Raw genomic sequence first — 17,854 nt, forward strand, 5'->3', positions numbered from 1 at the left:
CAATGCACGTGTCCGGTGTCGGCCGTCCCCCTCGCTCGGATATCGGACCCGATCGGCCGAGGCGCCGCCGCCGGCCGGCGCGCCGCCGGGCGCGCCGCACCCCCCCGGGGGGTCGAGCCGGAGGCCTTCCCCGAGCCGCCCCCGCCCCCCCACTCAGGGGGGACGGTGCGCACACCGATCCGGTTTTCAGCGGCGGTGCCGGGTTTCGAGGCCGCGAACCAATTGGAGCGGAATGGGGTGGGGGTGCGGGTCGCCCGCGCGGTGCGTCAGGCCGAGGCCGGGGAGGGCGCGCGAAATGGCTGAGCTGTCCGACGACGATGTGCGCTCACTGGTGGCGGACCTAGAGCTCGATGAAGGCTTCGATATTTTCAGCTATCGACCGCCGGGTCCAGTGTCCCAGGCATTTCTCAACAACCAACGTGACCTCACCCAATTCCTCATGGGGCCGGTGGGCGGGGGAAAAACCACGACGTGCGTGTTCAAGCGGATCCTGGCGGCAACCCTCATGCCGGTCGACAAGAAGGGCGTCCGGCGCTCGCGCTGGGTCGTGGTGCGCACGTCGTTCCGCGACGCCGATCGGACAGTGCTGAAAAGCTGGCAGCAGTGGTTCCCGAAGAATTATCCCGGCTCGAGCTGGCAGGGCGGCAATGACCGACCGGTCACGCATGTGCTGCGCTGGCGGCTGCTCGACGGCACCACGGCAGAAGCCGAGACGATATTCATCGGCCTGGGCGAGCATCGGATCACCGAGGTGCTGCGCGGCTTCGAAATATCCGGCGCCTGGCTGAACGAGGCGGACACTCTCGGCGAGGATGCCTTGTCCGCCGTCGAGCAGCGCGTCGGGCGCTATCCCGCCCGCGTCGATCTCGCTGACGCCTCGCAGCCGCGCCATCGGCAGGTTATTGGCGATCTGAATGCGCCCGACGAAGACAACTGGGTGTATTCGACCTTCATGGAGAACGGCAAGCCGAACCGGATCCTGTATGCGCAGCCGTCCGGCCGGCATGCTGACGCTGAAAATCTCGGCAATCTTGAACCGGGCTACTATGAAAACATGATCGAGACGCAAGAGGACTGGTTTGTGCGGCGCTTCGTCGACAATCAGTTCGGTTATTCGCGCGAGGGAAAGCCGGTGTTTCCGGCGTTCAATCGCGCCAGTCACGTTGCGGCGCGCCAGCTCGACCCGGATCCCAATCTCGACGTGCTGATCGGTCTCGACGCCGGATTGCACCCGGCGGCCGTCATAGGGCAGCCAACGCCGCGCGGGCAGATCCGCGTGATCGATGAGCTGTATCTCGGCCATGGCTATGGTGCCGATCGCTTCGGCGAGGCGCTGCTCGACCTGTTCGACCGCCGGCGCTACCCGGTGCGCTCCGGCCGAAACTATCGCGCCTGGGCGGATCCGGCGTCGCAATATGGCGCCGATCGGGAAGGTGGTGAGCTTGCCTGGTTTGAGGCGATCAGCGCGGTGCTCGGCATCGCGGTGCAAATCCCGATCTCGAATGAGCTGTCGCTGCGCATCGGCGCCGTCTCGCAGGAGCTCCGGCACATGCTCGACGATGGATCCCCTCGGTTCCTGGTGTCGCCTCACTGCAAGATCACGATCCGTGCGATGTCGTCGGCCTACCGCTACAAAAAGCGGATCGACGGGCAGTTCGACGCCACGCCGGAGAAGAACGCCGCGTCCCACCCCATGGATGGGCTGCAATACCTGGTGCTCGGCTATCGCGGCCGTGCCGGCGTGGTGCGTGAGGCGGGCGCCGGCGGCCGCCAGCAGCCGGATAGCCGCATAGGGCACAATAGCGGGTCGCGTCTGCCGGCGGGGTCGTTCGACCCGCACCGCATCGGCATCGGCAGCGGGAGAAGCCGGTGGTGAGCCGGCTGGTGTCCCCGGCCTCGCTCATCGATCTCGCCATCTGTGCGGGCTCCTGCTCTGCCTTCAAATGGGCGGCGCTGCGCTCGCAGCGCGATCGCGGGGCGTCGTGGTCGCTGCGGAGCGACGAGGGGGAGGCCTTCGCGGCCGGCGGCATCCTGCCGGGTGGCGGTGCCTGGTTCGTCGCCACGCCGGCGGCGGCGCGTCACCTGGTGGCAATCCTGCGGGCGATCCGCTCGACGCTCGACGGCCAGCCGATGCCCATCCGCGTCGAGATCCGCACGCCGGCGGGGGAGCGGATCGCGCGCCTGGCGGGCTTCGTGCCGGAGGCCGGTGCCGTCTGGGTTCGCCACGGTTGACCTTGCCGCCCGGGCCGTAGCGTCGCCTCATCAGGAGGTGCGCCATGGGCAGTCTTTTCGGTGGTGGGGATGACGGCGCCAGCAACCGGGCGGCGGAGTTGTCACGTCAGCAGGCGGCGGCGGCGCAGCGGCGGCAGCTCGCCGAGCTCGCGCGCTCGCAGGCCGAGGTCGATCAGGCTAAATCGAGCGGGAGCGGCCAGCGTGGGCGGCGCCTCCTCACCTTCCTGCAGCCGCCGGCGCTCGGTGACAGCGGCACCGGCTCGAGCACGTTCGGCGGGGCTTCCTGATGGCGGAGGAGGCCGCCGGCGGGCAGTCCAGTGAAATCAAGGCGCTGAAAGCGCGGCGCGGCAACGCCCAGACGATCCGCGACCAGTTTCAGCCCTTGCTGGATGACGCCTTCAAATACGCCATCCCCTACCGGAAGGATACGCGCGACGATGGCCCGGGGGCCGAGCGCGTCAGCGAAGTCTACGACCACACGGCCATCGTCTCGGCGTTCCGCTTCGGCGGGAAGCTGCAATCGGACCTGGTGCCGCCGGGAGATACCTTCTTCAAGCTCGAGCCCGGACCGCTCGTGACGGATGAGAAGTTGCGCGACGACCTCGCGCGCGAGCTCGACGGGGTCCGCAACGTCATCGCCGCGGCGCTGCTGGATGGCGAATGGGACAATGCTTTCGCCGAAATGGCGCTCGACCTGTCGGCCGGTACCGGGGCGATGCTGATCCTCGAGGGGGAGGGCGAGAAGCTCGCCCGCTTCATGACGGCGCCGATCTCGGAAATCCTCCTCGAGGCTGGCGGCTATGGCGACATCAGCGCCATATTCTGGAAGCGGAAATGGTCTGTGCGGTCGATCCGCGAGACCTGGCCGCGGGCGAAGTTCGGCACCTGGCTGTCGGAAACCTTCGAAAAGAAGCCGGAAACCGAGGTCGAGCTCTTCCAGGATACCGTGTGGGATCCGAAAAAGAAGCGCTGGGTGCATACCGTCTGGTGCGAGCAGAACGACACGCCCCTTAGCGTCAAGCCCTATCGCACCTGTCCGTGGCTCACGCCGCGCTATTTCAAGGTGTCGGGCGAGGTGTACGGGCGTGGACCCGTCATGCTCGCCATGCCGACGATCCGCACTCTCAACACCGCCCAGCGCTATACGCTGCAGGCGGCCGCCATCGCCATGATCGGCATCTACACGGCGATCGACGACGGCGTATTCAACCCCGACCACTCGCCGATCGCGCCGGGCATGTTCTGGAAGGTCGCCCGCAATGGCGGCACGCTCGGCCCTTCGGTGCAGAAATTCCCCGAGCCGCGCATCGACCTGTCCAACCTGGTGCTGAACGACATGAAGCTCGGCGTCCAGGCGGCGATGATGGACCAGTCGCTGCCGCCGGACGGGGCGGCGGTGCGCTCCGCCACCGAGATCCTCGAGCGGGTGAAGCGGCTCGCCAATGACCATTTCGGCGCCTTCGGCCGCCTGGTCGCGGAGATCATCGTGCCGCTGGTGAAGCGGCTGATCGAGATCGCCTACGCCCGGCGCCTCATCCAGTACGAAACCCCGATCGACCAGCTGCTGGTGCGCGTCAGCGTCTCGTCGCCGCTGGCGATCGCCCGTGAAACCAGCCGGGCGCAGAAGATCATCCAGTGGGTCGAGATGACGAAAATGCTCCTGCAGGAGCGGTCGAAGCTGGTGGTGAAAGACGAAGAGGCGCTCCTCGAGGTCGGCCGCGTCATGGACGTGCCGCAACAGTTCATCGTCACGCCCGAGGAGCGTGAGCGGATGCGCCAGGCCGACGCCCAGGCGGCGGCCATCGCCAATGCCGCCCAGCTCGGCGGCCAGATCGCTCCTCTCGTCCAGGCCGGCGCCGCACTGGCCGGGCCTGCCGATGCCGCCACCGCCCCGCCGCCGGAGACCGCCGTATGAACCAATCGCTCGAGGATATGGTGGCCGCCGTCATGGCGGGGGATTTCCGCCAGTTCGACCAGATGACGGCCGAGCAGGTCGAGAAGTCCAAGAAAGCCCGGAAGGAAGAGCGTCAGGAACGCGAGCGCGTCGCCGCCTGCTTCTCACGTCTGGCCGCCACCGACGACGGGCGCGCCGCGCTCAACTGGATCGTCGCGCGCACGCTGCGGCGCGTCACCTTCTTCGTGCAGCCCGGCATGTCCCCCGGCCAGGTCGCCCTGATGGGCGCCAAGCGCGAGGGCATGAACGAGCTCGCCTTCGAAATTCTGCGTCTCGTCGCTGAGGGCCACGGCGAGACGCTCCCTCCACGCACCTGACCCTCATGAGGATCCGCCATGCGCATATCTCATCTTCTCGGCCGTGCCGCCTTTCTACATGTCGCGTTCGGTGCCGATGACGGCGGCGGGGGCGGTGCCGACGCGGCGGCGGCCGCCAGTGCGGAAGCCGGCGCCGGTGGTGGCGACGCTGCCGCTGCCGCGGCCGCCGCGGCCGCGGCTGCCGGTGGTGGCGACGCGGGGGCGGCCTATCGGCCGGAGGGGCTCTCCGACGAGCTCGCTGGCGCCAATGATCGTGAGACCATCGACAAGCTGCACGGCGCGCTGAAAACCGCCACCACGCCGGGCGAGGCAGCCGAGTATGTCATCGCCTGGGACGGTGAGCATAAGGATGCGCTGACAGCGGCGTTCCCCAATGCCGACGATCCGCTCTATGCGGCGGCGCGTGAGGCGGCCATCAAGCACGGTATCCCGCCCAAGGCGTTCTCGGGGCTCATGACCGACGTGTTCGGGCCGGCGCTGGCCAACGGCGTGATCCCGGCGCCCTTCAACCCGGCGAAGGAGCTCGAGACGTGGGGCCAGTCGATTGGCGTCACCGACAAGGCGGCGCTCACGCGCGAGCTCTCGCAGCGCCAGGCCTGGGCGACGGGGCTCGGCAAGCAACTCGGCCTCTCTGAGAGCGAGCAAGTCGCCCTCGACGTGCTCACCGACAGTGCCGACGGGCTCGGCCTGATCGACAAGCTGCAGGGGATGCTGACGGCGGACGGCATCAAGATCACCCCGGAGAGCCGCCCCTCCGGTGCCGGCATGTCCAAGGATGAGCTCCACGCGCTCGACAGCGATCCCCGGGTCGACCCGAGCTCGAGCAAATACGACCCGGCGGTGCGCAAGCGGTACGACGAGGGCTATCGCAAGCACTACGGTTGACGCCCGCGCGCGCGCCTTAGCGTCGGTCCTCATCAGGGGACCGGCGCCGCCACCGGCTCCTCATACATCGCGAGGGGCCATCCATGGCGACGACGGAAATGCCGAACTGGTTTGTGACCCAGTTCAACAAGCGGGCGCAGCACATCTACCAGGCCAAGGGCAACCGCCTGAAGGGCACGGTCGCCGGTGCCGACCGTATCGAGGCCAACGAAGCCAAGTGGCGCCTGGTCGGTAAGGGCGAAGCGAAGGAATTCCAGCGCGGCCAGGCCGCGACCCCGGCGAACACCGGCCGCGGCATCGTCGGCGCTCCGCTGAAGACCTTCCAGTTCTTCGACGAGGTGCACGATTACGACAGCGATCGCGCGGCCGACCCGAATGGCGCCCAGGAGAAGGAGAAAATCTTCGAGCAGGGCGGCATGGCGCTCGGCCGCTCGGCCGACCGCGAGATCATGAACGTGCTGAACACCGGCGCGGCCACGGCCGGCAACAACTTCATCGATCTCGGCACCACGGCGTTCGACGCGGCCGCCGCGATGACCATGTGCCAGCGCCTGCAGGCGGCTGACGTGCCGTGGGAAGGGCAGGTGTATTGCCCGCTGCCGTCGCTGCTCTGGAACCAGCTTCTGAGCGCGAAGGTGGTCAACTCGTCGGATCACGTCGGGCAGGACCTGCCCTTCGTGAAGAGCACCGACACCCGCTTCTGGAACGGCGTCAACTGGTTCCTGCTGTCGGACAGCTTCTTCCCGGTGCCGGCGGCCAACAAGTTCGACGTCTTCCTGTACCACAAGGAAGCGGTCGGCCATGCGCCCCACACCGAGCTGAAGACCTATTGGACCTGGCTGAACAAGTTCACCTGCTGGGAGGTGAACATGCTGTCCAAGGGGGCGAACGTCCTGCTGCAGCAGGAGGGCATCGTGCGCCTGCGCGCGCCGTCCAATACCGCCATCACCCTCAACTGAGGCCTCGCGCCGCCCGGCTCGCCGGGCGGTTCCTCCTTCACGTACTCATTCGGAGAGGCACCATGGCCTTCAATATGCAGGGGCTCAAGCGTTTCGCGGACGGCGGCGTCATCGGCACCGGCGCGGGATCCGTCAAAGGGCTGTTCGACTACCAGACGACGGACGCGGCCGCGGCCGTGGAGGCCGGCGGCTACTTCAATGCCGCGGCGGGCCTGCTCTCGATCGGCTCCAAGATCTTCGCCTCGCTCGAGGTCGGCACCGCGACCAAAGCGAAAACCTATGTCGTCACCAGCAATACCGGCACCGTGGTGACGATCGCAGCTCAAACCGTCGCCTGATCCGACGACAGGCACGGTTGAGGGCGGCCGGGGAGGCGGACCCCCGGCCGCCAACCTCTTTCAGCGGCGCGGTGCTCCATGTTCGATCCATTGAAAATCGTCCAGATGGCGGCGGTTCGCATCGGCGAAGAGGCGCCGCAGTCGCTCGACGAGATCATGGGCGATGACAGCGTCGAGCTCGTCTACAACGCCGTTGTCGATTTCTGCCTCGATCTCCATCCGTGGGGCTTCAACATCGAGCTCCGCCAGCTTTCCAAGCGCGCCGGCGTCACCTCGCCGATCCTTGGCTTTACGCACATCTACGAACTCCCGACCGATGTGGTCGGCGATCCGCTATCGGTGCACGCGGATCTCTCCCGCCGCAATGAGGCCTTCACGCACTGGGCGATGCAGGGGCCGGCACTACTCGCGTCCGTCGAGCCGCTCTATGCCAATTTCCATGTGCGGCCGCACCCGCTGCGCTGGCCGGGGGCCTTTCGCGAGGCCGTCATCCTGGCGATCGCCGCCGAGCTCGCCATGTCGATGGCGTCGAATGACGATCTCCGGGCGCAGCTCCGCGTCAACGCCTATGGCAATCCTTCCGAGAATTTCCGCGGCGGGGCGATCGGCGTTGCCATCCGCAACCAGGCGTTCCGCACCCCGGCGAAGGCCTTGCCGGTGGCGCACAACCCGTTCAGCGCGGCGTGGCGCGGATGAAGCGCAGCGGCCGCAAGCAATCCGCCTTCACCGCCGGCGAGCTCGCCGGATCGGTGTGGGAGCGCGACGACTTCAAATATTTCTGGGTCGGCCTGCGCGAGGCCGTCAATGTCGACATCACGCCACAGGGCGGCCTCAAGGTGCGTCCCGGCCTGCGTCACCGGGCGCAGCTTCCGATGTCGGCCTGCCGGCTGTTCGGCTTCACCGCCTCGAATGGCGCGGTCTATGACATCGTGGCCCGGGCCGGCGCCTTCGATATCTACCAGGGCGGTATCCTGCAGGCGAGCGCCGTGCATGACTACACGGTCGGCCAGCTGGCCGACCTGGTCGTGGCGCAGCAGCTCGACACGGCCATTCTCACACATGCCGCGAAGCGTACCATGCGGCTGGCGCATTTCGGGCCGACCAGCTGGGTGCTCGAGGCGGCGCCGCTGGCGGGCATTCCGCTCTACGACTATGGCGGGGCCTACACCAACGGTGTCGCCGCCGAGTGGGACATCGAATTGATCGGGTTCCGAGAGGGCGATCCGCCGAACAATGCGGACGTCATCTGGACGCTGACGGTCAACAACGCCGAGACGACGGCGCTGCGAGCGAGCATCACCTCCACCACCGTGGAGGACGCTGACCAGACGGCCGCCACCATTCTCGCGGCGCTGCTCGACCTTCCCAATGTCGGGCCCGGCATCCAGGTCCTGGTGCTGTCCGCGAGCGAGGACCGGTTCCGGGTGATCTTTACCGGGGCGGAGAACACCGGCGACAACTGGGCGGTGTCCGGCCGCGTGGTGAACAAGGCCGATGCCGCCGTGGTGTGCTCCAAGCGCACGGTCGGCGTCACCGCCGGCGAGGATGTGATCTCGGACGTGCGGGGCTGGCCGCGCTGCGCCGCCTTCTATCAGCAGCGCCTGCTGCTGGGCGGCTTGGCCGGCATCCCGAATGCCTACCTGGTCTCCCGTATCGGTGACTATTTCAACCTCGATCAGCGTCTCGACACCGCCGCCGGCGCCTTCATGGTGCCGATGGACACGTCGGGCGGCGAGGTGATCGAGCGGATCGTCGCCGGCCGGGATCTGCTGATCCTCACCAGCGAGGCGGAATATTCGATCTCCGATCGCGAGCTGAGCAAGACGTCGCCGCCGGTGCATGTCGAGGCCAGCCGCAACGGCGCGCGCGGCCGCGCCATCGCGGAAAACGAGGGGGCGGTGCTGTTCGCCTTCTCCGAAGGTGGCGGGATCGGTGAGCTCCGCTGGACGGATGTGTCCGGCAATTATGTGACCGGGGATCTCGGCCTCCTGGCGCCGCACCTGGTGCGCGACGTGGTGGATCTCGCGGTGCGCGGAAAGACCGGTTCGCAGCAGGGCAACCGGATCGGCCTGGTGCGCGAGGATAGCAGCCTGGTGCTCGGCACCCTGCTGCGCGACCAGGAGGTGACGGCCTTCAGCCAGGTTGCCAGCGACGGCCAGTTCCTCGCCGTCTCCTGCAATGGCCGCAACGATCTCATGGTGCTTGCGCAGCGTTCGGCCGGCGCGGGAGCCCTCGGCAGCCTCGAGGTGTTCGAAGAGGGGCAGCTGCTCGACCAGGCGACCACGGTGACGCTCGACCCGCCCGGCACCGTTGTCGGCGGCCTGACGCTGTTCGAAGGCGCCGAGGTGTGGGCGATCGCGGATGGCGACGTGCTCGGCCCGTTCACTGTCGCCGGCGGCAGCATCACGATCGGCAAGGTGGCGAGCTCGGTGACGGTCGGCCGCTGGACGCCGCCGCGGATCTCCACGCTGCCGCTGGCGCGCGAGGTCGGGCCGAAAATCGTCGTTGTCGGCAAGGGACGGATCCATTCGGTGCATCTCAACCTCGAGGACACCACGTCCGTGGCGATCGCCGTCAATGGCGGGCCGGCGCGGGATATCCCGCTGTTCCCGATAGACAGTATCGAGGCCGGCACGCCCGAGCTCTCCCTGGGCTTCACCGGGCGCCGCTCGATCCGCAACCTGCGCGGCTTCCGCGATGACCCCTATGTGACCATCACGCAAGTGCGGCCCGGGCGGCTCACCCTCAAATCCATCGTTGTCGAGGCCGCGCTATGAGCTTCATCGCTCCGCTTTTCGCCTTCGGATCGGCGGCCGCGCCCGCTGCCGGTGCCGTTGCCGGTGCGGCGACCACGGGCGTTTCTGCCCTGTCGATTCTGTCGGGGGCGGCGTCGGTCATCGGCGTGCTCGGCAGCTTGGCGAGTGCCAACGCCCAGGCGGACAGCATGCGCGAACAGGCGGCACAGGTCGAGCTCGACGCCAAGCGCGAAGACAATCTGGGCTTGCAGCGCCGTACCGCCATGAAGCGCGAATTGCTCACGGTGCTGGGCCAGAACGACGTCAACGCCGCCGCCGCCGGCATCGACATCTCCTCGGGCATCGCCCAGGACATGAACGAGAGCGCAGAGACGGCCGCGGCGACGGAACTCTCTGTCGATCGTGCCGACCAGAACTATCGCGCCGCCCAGCTGCGCGCCCGGGCAGCGAACCTCCGCTCCCAGGCCACGGCGGTGCGGAAGGCTGGCGCGCTCACCGCCGCCGGCGGCATCCTGCAGTCCGGCATCACCATGTACAATCGGGGCTGACGATGGCGAACCGCCGATCCTCTTCGCCGGGCGGGTTCGAAACCGTCCGCGCGCGCGGGCAGGTCTCCGCGGCGATCTCCGGCGTCGTGCCGGACACCGGCGCCGCCGGCCAGGCCGTCGCGAATGTGTTCGGTGGCCTCGGGGCGCAGCTGGGCCGGATGGCGGATCGGGCGGCTGCACAACAGGGCGAGCTCGAGGGGCTCGCCGCCGGCGCGGCTGCCGGTGAGCCGAGCCTGCCAGCCGATGTCCAGATGCCGCCGGCGTCCCCGGCCGCGCCGGCTGCCGCGGCGACGCCGGCGCGCGTCGCCGGGTCGGCGGCGGATCTCGATCATCTCTCTGGCGGCGCAAAGGCGTTGCTCGCCGGCATCACGCGATCGGGAGCGGTGCCGGAGCTTCGGGTAACGTCGGGCTATCGCAGCGCGTCGCGCAATGCCGCCGCCGGCGGCGCCAAGGGCTCGCAGCACCTGCACGGCAATGCGCTCGACATCGACATCAGCGGCTATAGCGACGAGCAGAAGGCTGCCCTGCTATCCGCCGCCGTCGCCAGCGGGGCGCGCGGCATCGGCATCTACAGGAGCGGGAACAGCCTGCATATCGACGCGCGCGAGAACCCGGCGGTGTGGGGCGCCCTGCCGAACGCCTATGCCGGCCATGGCGTCGACCGGGCGCCGGCCTGGGCGCAGCCGGCGCTGCGCCGGATGTTCGGCGAGCCGGGTGCGCCCGCCGCGCCGGTGCGCCTGGCGCTGCGCCGCGACAACACCATCCGGGGCGATGCCTATGATGCGTCGGCGCAGCGAGCCTACGGCTGGCGCTTCGCCGCGGGCGTCGATAACGACCTTGCCAACGCCTATGAACAGTACCAGGACGATCCGGCGGCGTTCAACGGCGCGCTGCAGGCGACCCGCCAGCGCCTCCTCGAGGATCCCAATCTGCAGGATCCGCAGCTGCGCGAGGCGGCGCAGCGCCAGTTCACCGAACGGGCGCTGACCTATAGCCGGGCGGTCGAGCGTCGGGCCGTCGCGCGTGAGCGGGCGGATGCCTCGGCCGCCGCGGATGAACAGTTCCTCGCCGCGCGCGGCGATCTCGAGAAGCGCGCCTTCGTGCTCGCCGCCACACCCGAGGGGGATGCCGAGCTCGCGCGCGAGATGACGCGGCTCAACCGCATCCTCGACAGCCAGGAAGCTTCCGGCAGCATCACGCCGGCGGAGGCTTCGCGACGCCGGCGCGAACTGACGGTGACGGCAGCGGCTTCCCGGGTGCGCGGCACATTCGAGACGCTGCCGGATCTCGCGGCAAAGCAGAAATTCGCCGCCGGCCTCACCGACGCCTGGTCTCGGAAGGAAGGGCCGATCTCGGAGCTGGATTACAACGCAGTCTATGGGCTGCAAAACCAGCTGATCGGCCTTGCCAATGCCGAGCGCAACCAGCTGCGCAAGTCCTCGGTCGAGGGGCGCATGCAGCTGGCGGCGACCGTCAAGGATGACATCGCCAGCCTTCGCGAGACCGGCATGCCGGTCCTGATGGGCGGGAAGGAGCTCGATCCGGCCGACGTCGAGGCTGTCCTCGGCCCGCAGGCAGCCCTGAAATGGGCGGATGACCGCCAGCAAGCCAAGCGGCTCTATGACGCCACCTCAGATTTTCCGCTGCTGCCGGAGGCTGAGATTGTGACGCGCCTCGAGGGGCTCGCCCCCGTGGCCGGTGAGGTCGATTTCGAGGATGACGCCCGGTTGCGCGACGCGGCCGCCAAGCGTGCCAAAGCCATCATCGATCAGCGTCGCACGGATCCGGCCGCCGCGGTCGATGCCGCCTTCGACAACGTGAAGGCGGCCAAGGCGGCATTGAAGCCGGAGGATCCCGCGACCTATCGCAACCTCGCCGCCCTGCGCATGGACGCCCAGGCGGAACTTGGCATTCCCGAGCTCGCCCGCCAGCCGCTCACGAAGAGCGAGGCGCAGGCGATCGCCGTCGGGATCACGCGCGCCACCAACCCGGCGCAGGCCTCGCGCGAGATCGCCTCGCAGGTGTCGCAGCGCTATGGCGACCAGGCCGACGAGGTGCTGACGCAGGTGCTCCGCTCCGCCGGCGCGGAGAAGGATGCCGCCGGCGATGCGGCCGCGCTGCTGCGCCGGATCGGTGTGGCGCAGCCGGTGCGCACCAGCGACGTCGCCGGCGACGTGGGGCGAGCCGAGGCAGCGGCGACGGGGCAGGTGAAGCGGCCGGCGGCCTTCAAGGAAGTGCCGACCTATCAATCGATCCGGCTGCTGCTGGACACCCCGGCGCTGGCGCCACAATTCGACGCCCGGTTCGGCGCCGGCTGGGCGCAATTCTACTTCGACACCCAGAAAGCCGACCAGGCGCGCGCGCTCGAGCGAGAGCGTGCGCAGGCGGCGGATGACAGCGGGAGCCCGACGCCGTGAGCGACCAGGACAGCAGCGCCGCCATGGACACCAGCGTCTTCGACGCGGCGCAGACGGCGCCGGATACGCTGGCGCCGGGGCCTCGGCCGTCGCTCGTCGAGCGCTTCGAAGCGAATTTCGAGGCGGCCTCACGCTATGGCACGCTGCTCGGCGCCACCCGCGACGCGATCCACCCGGAGGCGGAAACCGGTCGCGAGGCCTTCGACGCCTATTATGAGAGCCTGCCGGGCTGGCAGAGCTGGGATGAAGGTCTGACGGCGCTCGCCGGCCAATTCGCCGGCTCGGCCACCGGCCTCGAGAACTACGTGCCGATCGGCGCCGGCGCCCGGCTGCTGCAGGCGATGGGCCGCAGCGGCACCGGCCTGTTCGCGCGGATCTTCGCCGGCGCCACGGACGCGGCGATTACCAATGTGGCGATCGACAGCGGCATTCAGGGGATCGAAATCGCCAGCGATCGCCGCGATGCCTTCAGCGCTTCGCAGCTGGCGATTTCCGCCGGACTGGGCGCGGCCGCCGGCGGCGCCTTCGGTGGCGCGGCCGAGATGCTCGCCCGGCGCCGGCCGGTGGGAGAGGTGGCGGACGCGTTGCCGGCGGCCGAGCCTTCGCCGGAATTGCGGGTCGATCCGCTCTCTCCATCCGACATGGCCGGATCCGCGCCGGCGCCCCGCGACACCGCCGCGCCGGTGGAACCGGTGCCGGATGCAATCGCCACCGAGCCGGCGATCGGTGAGGTGGTGCCCGGGGAAAGCCCGCTGCGCATCACGGTGCAGCGGGCGCCCGATGAGCCGGCGCCGGCGGCCGTGGAGCCGATCGCCACCGAGGCGCCGGCGGCTGGTGACGTCTCCGCACCGGCGGAGGCGGTGCCCTCCGAGCCGCCGACGCTCGGCGAGCAGCTGCAGCAGGCGGCCGAGGCGCGCGCCCAGGGCGTGCCGCCGCAGGACATCGCCAACATCGCCGCCGCCGCGCCGCGGGATCCGACGATCCGTTCGCCCGCCGGTCCCCGCGGCCCGCAGCGGCCGCGTCGCCTGGTGGAGTTCCTGTCGGAGCGCGGCGGTATTCGCGAGGAGGCCGGCGAGCTCGGCGCCATCAACGCCGGCAGTGTGTTCATTCCCCGCCTCGGCCCGCTCGTGCGTTCGCGGGGCATGGATCTCGACGCGGCCCGGGCCGCTGCCGCCGAGGCCGGCTATTTCTCGCCGGCCTTCGGCACGCCGGAGGAAGCGGTTGCGCGCACCACGGTGCGCGATCTGCTCGACCTGATCGACGAGGACGTGCGGTTCAAGCGCGGCTATCGCGAGGCCGATGCGCCGGCGCTCGAGGCCTGGGAGAAAGCCCGGGGAGCGAAAGAGCGGCGGGCAGAGATCAACGGCCTGGTGCGTGATCTCGACGCCGATCCCGATATCTCGGCCGGCGGCCATGACGCGGCGACCAAGCGTCGGGTGGCTGAGATCATGTTCGATGAGCGCATGTCCTTCGATGATGCGCTGGAACGAGTGCTCATGGAGGATTACTATGCCGGCACCTCGAACCCTGTGAGGCGCGACGATGTCCCTCTCGACGAAATACCCTTCGGACCCGAAGCGCTGGATCCTGACACCGCCGCAGCTGCGCGCCGAGGCGGACCGGATCGAGAAGGAAGCGGAGACGGAACAGGATCCGAACCGCCGGGCGGTGCAGCTGAAGACGGTGGCGGGCTTCCGCCACGTAGCCCAGCTGAGGGAGAGGACGGCGGCCGCGCCAGCCTCGCCCGAAGCGGCCCAGCCGGCCAGCGTCCCGCCGGCGGCGTAGCCGGCCAGGCCGATCCGCCCAGCTTCACCCGCCTGCGCGATATCGCGAACCGTCTGCGCGACGCGATCGACGTCCCCGCCGTTCGGCAGGGGCGCATGCGCATCAAGGGCGCCGCCGGCACCTATGACTTCAACAATGGTGCGCTGCGCGTCCGCCGCCAGGACGATTTCGAAACCTTCTCGCATGAGGTCGGCCACGCCATTCATGCCCGCTTCGGCGGCATCGATGGCGCCGGCGCCGGCGATCTTACGCCGCTGCTCAAGCGCTTCTCCGGCGAGCTCGAGCCGATGGCCTATGCCGGCGCCAACCCGAAACATCTCCTCGAGGAAGGGTTCGCCGAATGGTTCCGGCTGAACCTCACCAATCCCGCCCAGGCGGCCGCCCGGGCGCCGCGCTTCACCGCCGAGTTCGGCGACTTCCTCGCCCGGCAGGCGCCAGAGCTGCCGGCGATGCTCGGGGAGATCCGCGCCGCCTATCGTGATTGGACCACGCAACCCTCCGGCCGCGCGGTGCGCTCCACCATTGTGAGCTCGCGCCGGCCGGGCTGGTGGCGCCGTCGCGCCGACAGCGTGCGGCGCTATGGCTTGGGGGCCACGATCGCCGATGAGGTCGGCCGGGCCTATACCGCCTTCATCGACAACCTCAACCCGCTGCAGCGCTCGGTGCGGGCGCTGGCGAAGATCGCCTCGGAACAGGCCGGCAAGCCGATCGACCTCAAGGCCGTGGATGATCCCTACAAGCTGGCGCGCCTGTCGCGGAACGCCCATGGCGCCGGTCACATGGACATCATGCACGGCGTGGTGCCCTATCGCGGCACCAATCCAGCCTCGCCGTCGCTTCGTGATGCCATTGTCGAGGCCATGGCAGCGCCGAACGCGCTCGGCCGCTGGGACGATGAGAAGGCGGCCGAGTTCGGCGCCTATCTCTGGTCGCGCCGAGCGCTCGGCGAGTGGGAGCGTTTCGAGCGTGGCGACATTCCGAACGCGCCGGACAAGCTGAGCAAGGGCGATCACCTGGTCAACGTCCAGGAGGCCGAGGCGGCGAACCCGCAGTTCGTCACCGCCGCGGCGAAGGTGCATGATTGGGCGCTCGCCCTCTGGGAAAAGAAGCTGGCCGCCGGGCTGATCACGCCGGAACAACACGCCCAGGGGCTGGCGATCCGCGACTATGTGCCGGGTTTGCGCGCCTTCGACTATGACGGCGATGCGGTCGGCGCCGGCGGCCGCGCCGGCGATGCCCGCTCGGGTTTCGTCAAGCGCTTCCAGGGATCGAGCCGCGACGTCATCAATCCGCTCGAGAGCCTGATGACCGATGCCTATGAGACGGCGTCGGCGATCGCGCACAACGATGTGATGAAGGCGCTCGACCGCCTGGCGAAGCGGGCGGGCCACGGCGCCGCGGCGATCGCCGAGCGGATCCCCGCCCGGGAAATGCGCATGCTCCTGGTCGACCCGCTCGAGGCGATCGAGGCGGCCGGCAAGCAGGGCGGCATGGCCGCGCCGGACGTCATCGCCATTCGCGATATGGTCGAGAGCCTGCTCGGCGACGAGAAGGCGCGGATCTTCCGCCCGGCGGTGATCAACACCAAGGGCGAGACCATCGTGTTCTTCCGCGACGGCGGCCAACTGCAGGCGTTGCGCCTGGCCGATCGTGATTTCGGGCTCGACATCTACAAGGCCCTCACGACCATGAGCCCGCCGGAGAAAAATCTCTGGTTAGATCTTGCGTCGGTTTCGTCGTCGACGCTGCGCGCCGGCATCACCTCCGATATCTCTTTCATCATCGCGAACCTGATCCGCGACCAGGTCATGGCGACGGTGTTCTACGGAGGGCCATTCAAGCGGCTCGCCGGCACCGCGGCGGGCATCGCGGATGAGATCCTCGGCCGCGAGGCGGCGCAGCGCTACAACGCCGCCGGCGGCATCATGGGCGGGCAGGAGGTGGCGGCGCTGCGCGATGCCGCCGTCGAGCGCGATCTGTCGGCGCTGCGCAACAAGGGGTGGCTGGCACAGCGCCTCAAGCATTCCGACCCCGTAAAGTTGCTCAAGGGCATCGCCGAGGTGACCGAGATCTCGGAAACCGGCATGCGCCTCGGCCTCTACAAGGCATTCTATGAGGAGGCCACCAAGCGCGGCCTGGCCGACTGGGAAGCCATGATGGAGGCGGCCTGGCGCGCGCGCGATCACATGGATTTCGGCCGCCGCGGTTCGCAGATGGCGGCGATGAGCCGGCTGGTGCCGTTCCTCAATGCCAGCCTGCAGGGCTTCGACAAGGTGACGCGCGAGATGATCGCGCCGTTCTTCGGCCAGGCCGTCACCGCCGGCGAGGCGGCGGCGAAAGGCCAGGCGGTGAAGGCCTGGGCGCGCCTGTCGGCGCTCACCGTCGCCGGCCTCGGCGTGCACGCGCTGATGAGCCGGTACGACGATTATCGAGAGGTGAGCGACACCACCCGGGCGACGCACTGGATGGTGAAGACGGGCGATTACTGGACGGCGATCCCCAAGCCTTTCGAAATGGCGGTGATGCTGAACGCGGCGGAAGCGATCTGGGATGCCTTCGCGGAAAAGGATCCGCTCGCCGCCTCGCGCTATGTCGACGGCCTGTTCAACGTGATCGCCCCGCCGAACCTGTTCGAGGGCCTGCCGGGCCTGAAATTTTATTACGAGGCGAAGACCAACACCGACATGTTCACCGGCCGCGCCATCGTGCCGGACGAGCTGCAGGGCATGGAGACCTGGTTGCAGTACACGGCCGCCACGTCGCAGATAGGCCGGCTCATCGGCTCGGCGATCGGCGTCGCGCCGGTGATGGTCGACCAGTTCATTACCTCGCAGTTCGGCACCCTCGGCCGCTCGGCGATGGCGCTCTCGGACATGGCGAGCGGCGACAAGCCCTCGCAGGGCTGGGACGAGGTGTTCATCACCCGCCGCTTCGTGAAGATGGCCTCGAGGGGTTCGACGTCGTCGCGGCAGTTCTGGGATTTGGTTTCCGAACGCACCGGCGAGCTCGAGGGCAAGGCGAAGACCTATCGCTCCCTGTCGGATGCCGGCGATGCCGTCGGCGCGGCGGATTTCCTCGCCACGCTGACGGCGGACCAGCGGGTCTATGTCACTGCCGAGATGATGCCGATCGGCGTGCAGAGGCTGCACCCGCTGGTGCGGGCACGCGGTGCCGTGCAGGCGATCGGGTTCCTGCGTCGGGCGCTGGCGTCTAACCAGGTGCTTGGTGTCGATGGCAACCGCGTGGAGATCTCCTCGGCCGATCGCGGCGCGGCCGATGACATTCTCGCGGATCTCGCCATGGTCGAGCAGCGTAATGCCTTGGTGTCGGTCGGCGAGAGGGGCTGGCAGAACGTCCGGCCGATGGACACGGCCGGCTATATCCGCGAGCTCGAGGCGGTGGCGCCGGCGCTGCGCGATGTGCTGGCCTCCCGCTACCAGAAGGCGAAGGTCTGGCCGCGCGAGCTCGTCGAACGCATGTGGCCGGTTCTGCGGAAACGTCTCCTCGAGGACGGCACCGATGCCGATGTGAGCGACCTCGAGGGCGAAGCGAAGGCCGCCGGCGTCGAGCTCGACGGCGAGAAGGCCGTCAAGCGGGAAAAGCCGGCGGTGCCCGGCCGGCGCTGACGGTTGACCGGCCTCGGCGCCCCTCACTCTGGCTCTC

Annotated in this window: 13 protein-coding genes; all 13 read left to right on the forward strand. The window is 68.9% G+C overall.

The features are described 5' to 3' along the window. Positions 1-295: 295 nt before the first annotated feature. The 13 genes from KHC19_RS21520 (at position 296) to KHC19_RS26380 (ending at position 17,817) form a co-directional block, all read left to right on the forward strand. Complete coding sequence (locus KHC19_RS21520; RefSeq protein WP_213355446.1) at positions 296-1,876, forward strand: hypothetical protein; 1,581 nt, start codon at positions 296-298, stop codon at positions 1,874-1,876. Next, entirely contained in the window at positions 1,873-2,232 is a 360-nt protein-coding gene (locus KHC19_RS21525) for a hypothetical protein (RefSeq protein WP_213355448.1), read from the forward strand. The genes KHC19_RS21520 and KHC19_RS21525 overlap by 4 nt, the downstream gene beginning before the upstream one ends. Before the next feature lie 44 nt (positions 2,233-2,276). After that, positions 2,277-2,519 carry a hypothetical protein gene (locus KHC19_RS21530; protein ID WP_213355450.1) on the forward strand — a complete coding sequence of 81 codons (243 nt, stop codon included), beginning with the start codon at positions 2,277-2,279 and terminating at the stop codon, positions 2,517-2,519. After that, positions 2,519-4,147 (forward strand): portal protein, encoded by a 1,629-nt coding sequence (locus KHC19_RS21535; RefSeq protein WP_213355452.1) that lies wholly within the window; start codon positions 2,519-2,521, stop codon positions 4,145-4,147. Before KHC19_RS21530 ends, KHC19_RS21535 begins: the two co-directional genes overlap by 1 nt. Continuing rightward, positions 4,144-4,503, forward strand: coding sequence for a hypothetical protein (locus tag KHC19_RS21540; protein WP_213355454.1), 360 nt, complete (start codon positions 4,144-4,146; stop codon positions 4,501-4,503). The genes KHC19_RS21535 and KHC19_RS21540 overlap by 4 nt, the downstream gene beginning before the upstream one ends. An 18-nt stretch (positions 4,504-4,521) precedes the next feature. Continuing rightward, positions 4,522-5,388, forward strand: coding sequence for a hypothetical protein (locus KHC19_RS21545; protein ID WP_213355456.1), 867 nt, complete (start codon positions 4,522-4,524; stop codon positions 5,386-5,388). 83 nt (positions 5,389-5,471) lie between these two features. Then, on the forward strand, positions 5,472-6,347 hold the full coding sequence (locus tag KHC19_RS21550) for a phage capsid protein (protein ID WP_213355457.1): 876 nt from the start codon (positions 5,472-5,474) through the stop codon (positions 6,345-6,347). A gap of 62 nt (positions 6,348-6,409) precedes the next feature. Further along, complete coding sequence (locus KHC19_RS21555; RefSeq protein WP_213355458.1) at positions 6,410-6,685, forward strand: hypothetical protein; 276 nt, start codon at positions 6,410-6,412, stop codon at positions 6,683-6,685. Between the two features lie 78 nt (positions 6,686-6,763). Then, positions 6,764-7,381, forward strand: coding sequence for a phage connector family protein (locus KHC19_RS21560; protein ID WP_213355459.1), 618 nt, complete (start codon positions 6,764-6,766; stop codon positions 7,379-7,381). Next, complete coding sequence (locus KHC19_RS21565; protein ID WP_213355460.1) at positions 7,378-9,462, forward strand: phage tail protein; 2,085 nt, start codon at positions 7,378-7,380, stop codon at positions 9,460-9,462. The genes KHC19_RS21560 and KHC19_RS21565 overlap by 4 nt, the downstream gene beginning before the upstream one ends. Beyond that, complete coding sequence (locus tag KHC19_RS21570) at positions 9,459-9,989, forward strand: hypothetical protein (RefSeq protein WP_213355461.1); 531 nt, start codon at positions 9,459-9,461, stop codon at positions 9,987-9,989. Before KHC19_RS21565 ends, KHC19_RS21570 begins: the two co-directional genes overlap by 4 nt. A gap of 2 nt (positions 9,990-9,991) precedes the next feature. After that, the gene (locus KHC19_RS21575) at positions 9,992-12,406 is read left to right on the forward strand and encodes a D-Ala-D-Ala carboxypeptidase family metallohydrolase (protein WP_213355462.1); all 2,415 of its coding nucleotides are present in this window, start codon (positions 9,992-9,994) and stop codon (positions 12,404-12,406) included. After that, the gene (locus KHC19_RS26380; RefSeq protein WP_213355464.1) at positions 12,403-17,817 is read left to right on the forward strand and encodes an LPD38 domain-containing protein; all 5,415 of its coding nucleotides are present in this window, start codon (positions 12,403-12,405) and stop codon (positions 17,815-17,817) included. The genes KHC19_RS21575 and KHC19_RS26380 overlap by 4 nt, the downstream gene beginning before the upstream one ends. Positions 17,818-17,854: the final 37 nt, after the last annotated feature.

The organism is Ancylobacter oerskovii (assembly GCF_018390555.1).
In the GTDB taxonomy this organism is placed as follows: Bacteria; Pseudomonadota; Alphaproteobacteria; order Rhizobiales; family Xanthobacteraceae; genus Ancylobacter; species Ancylobacter oerskovii.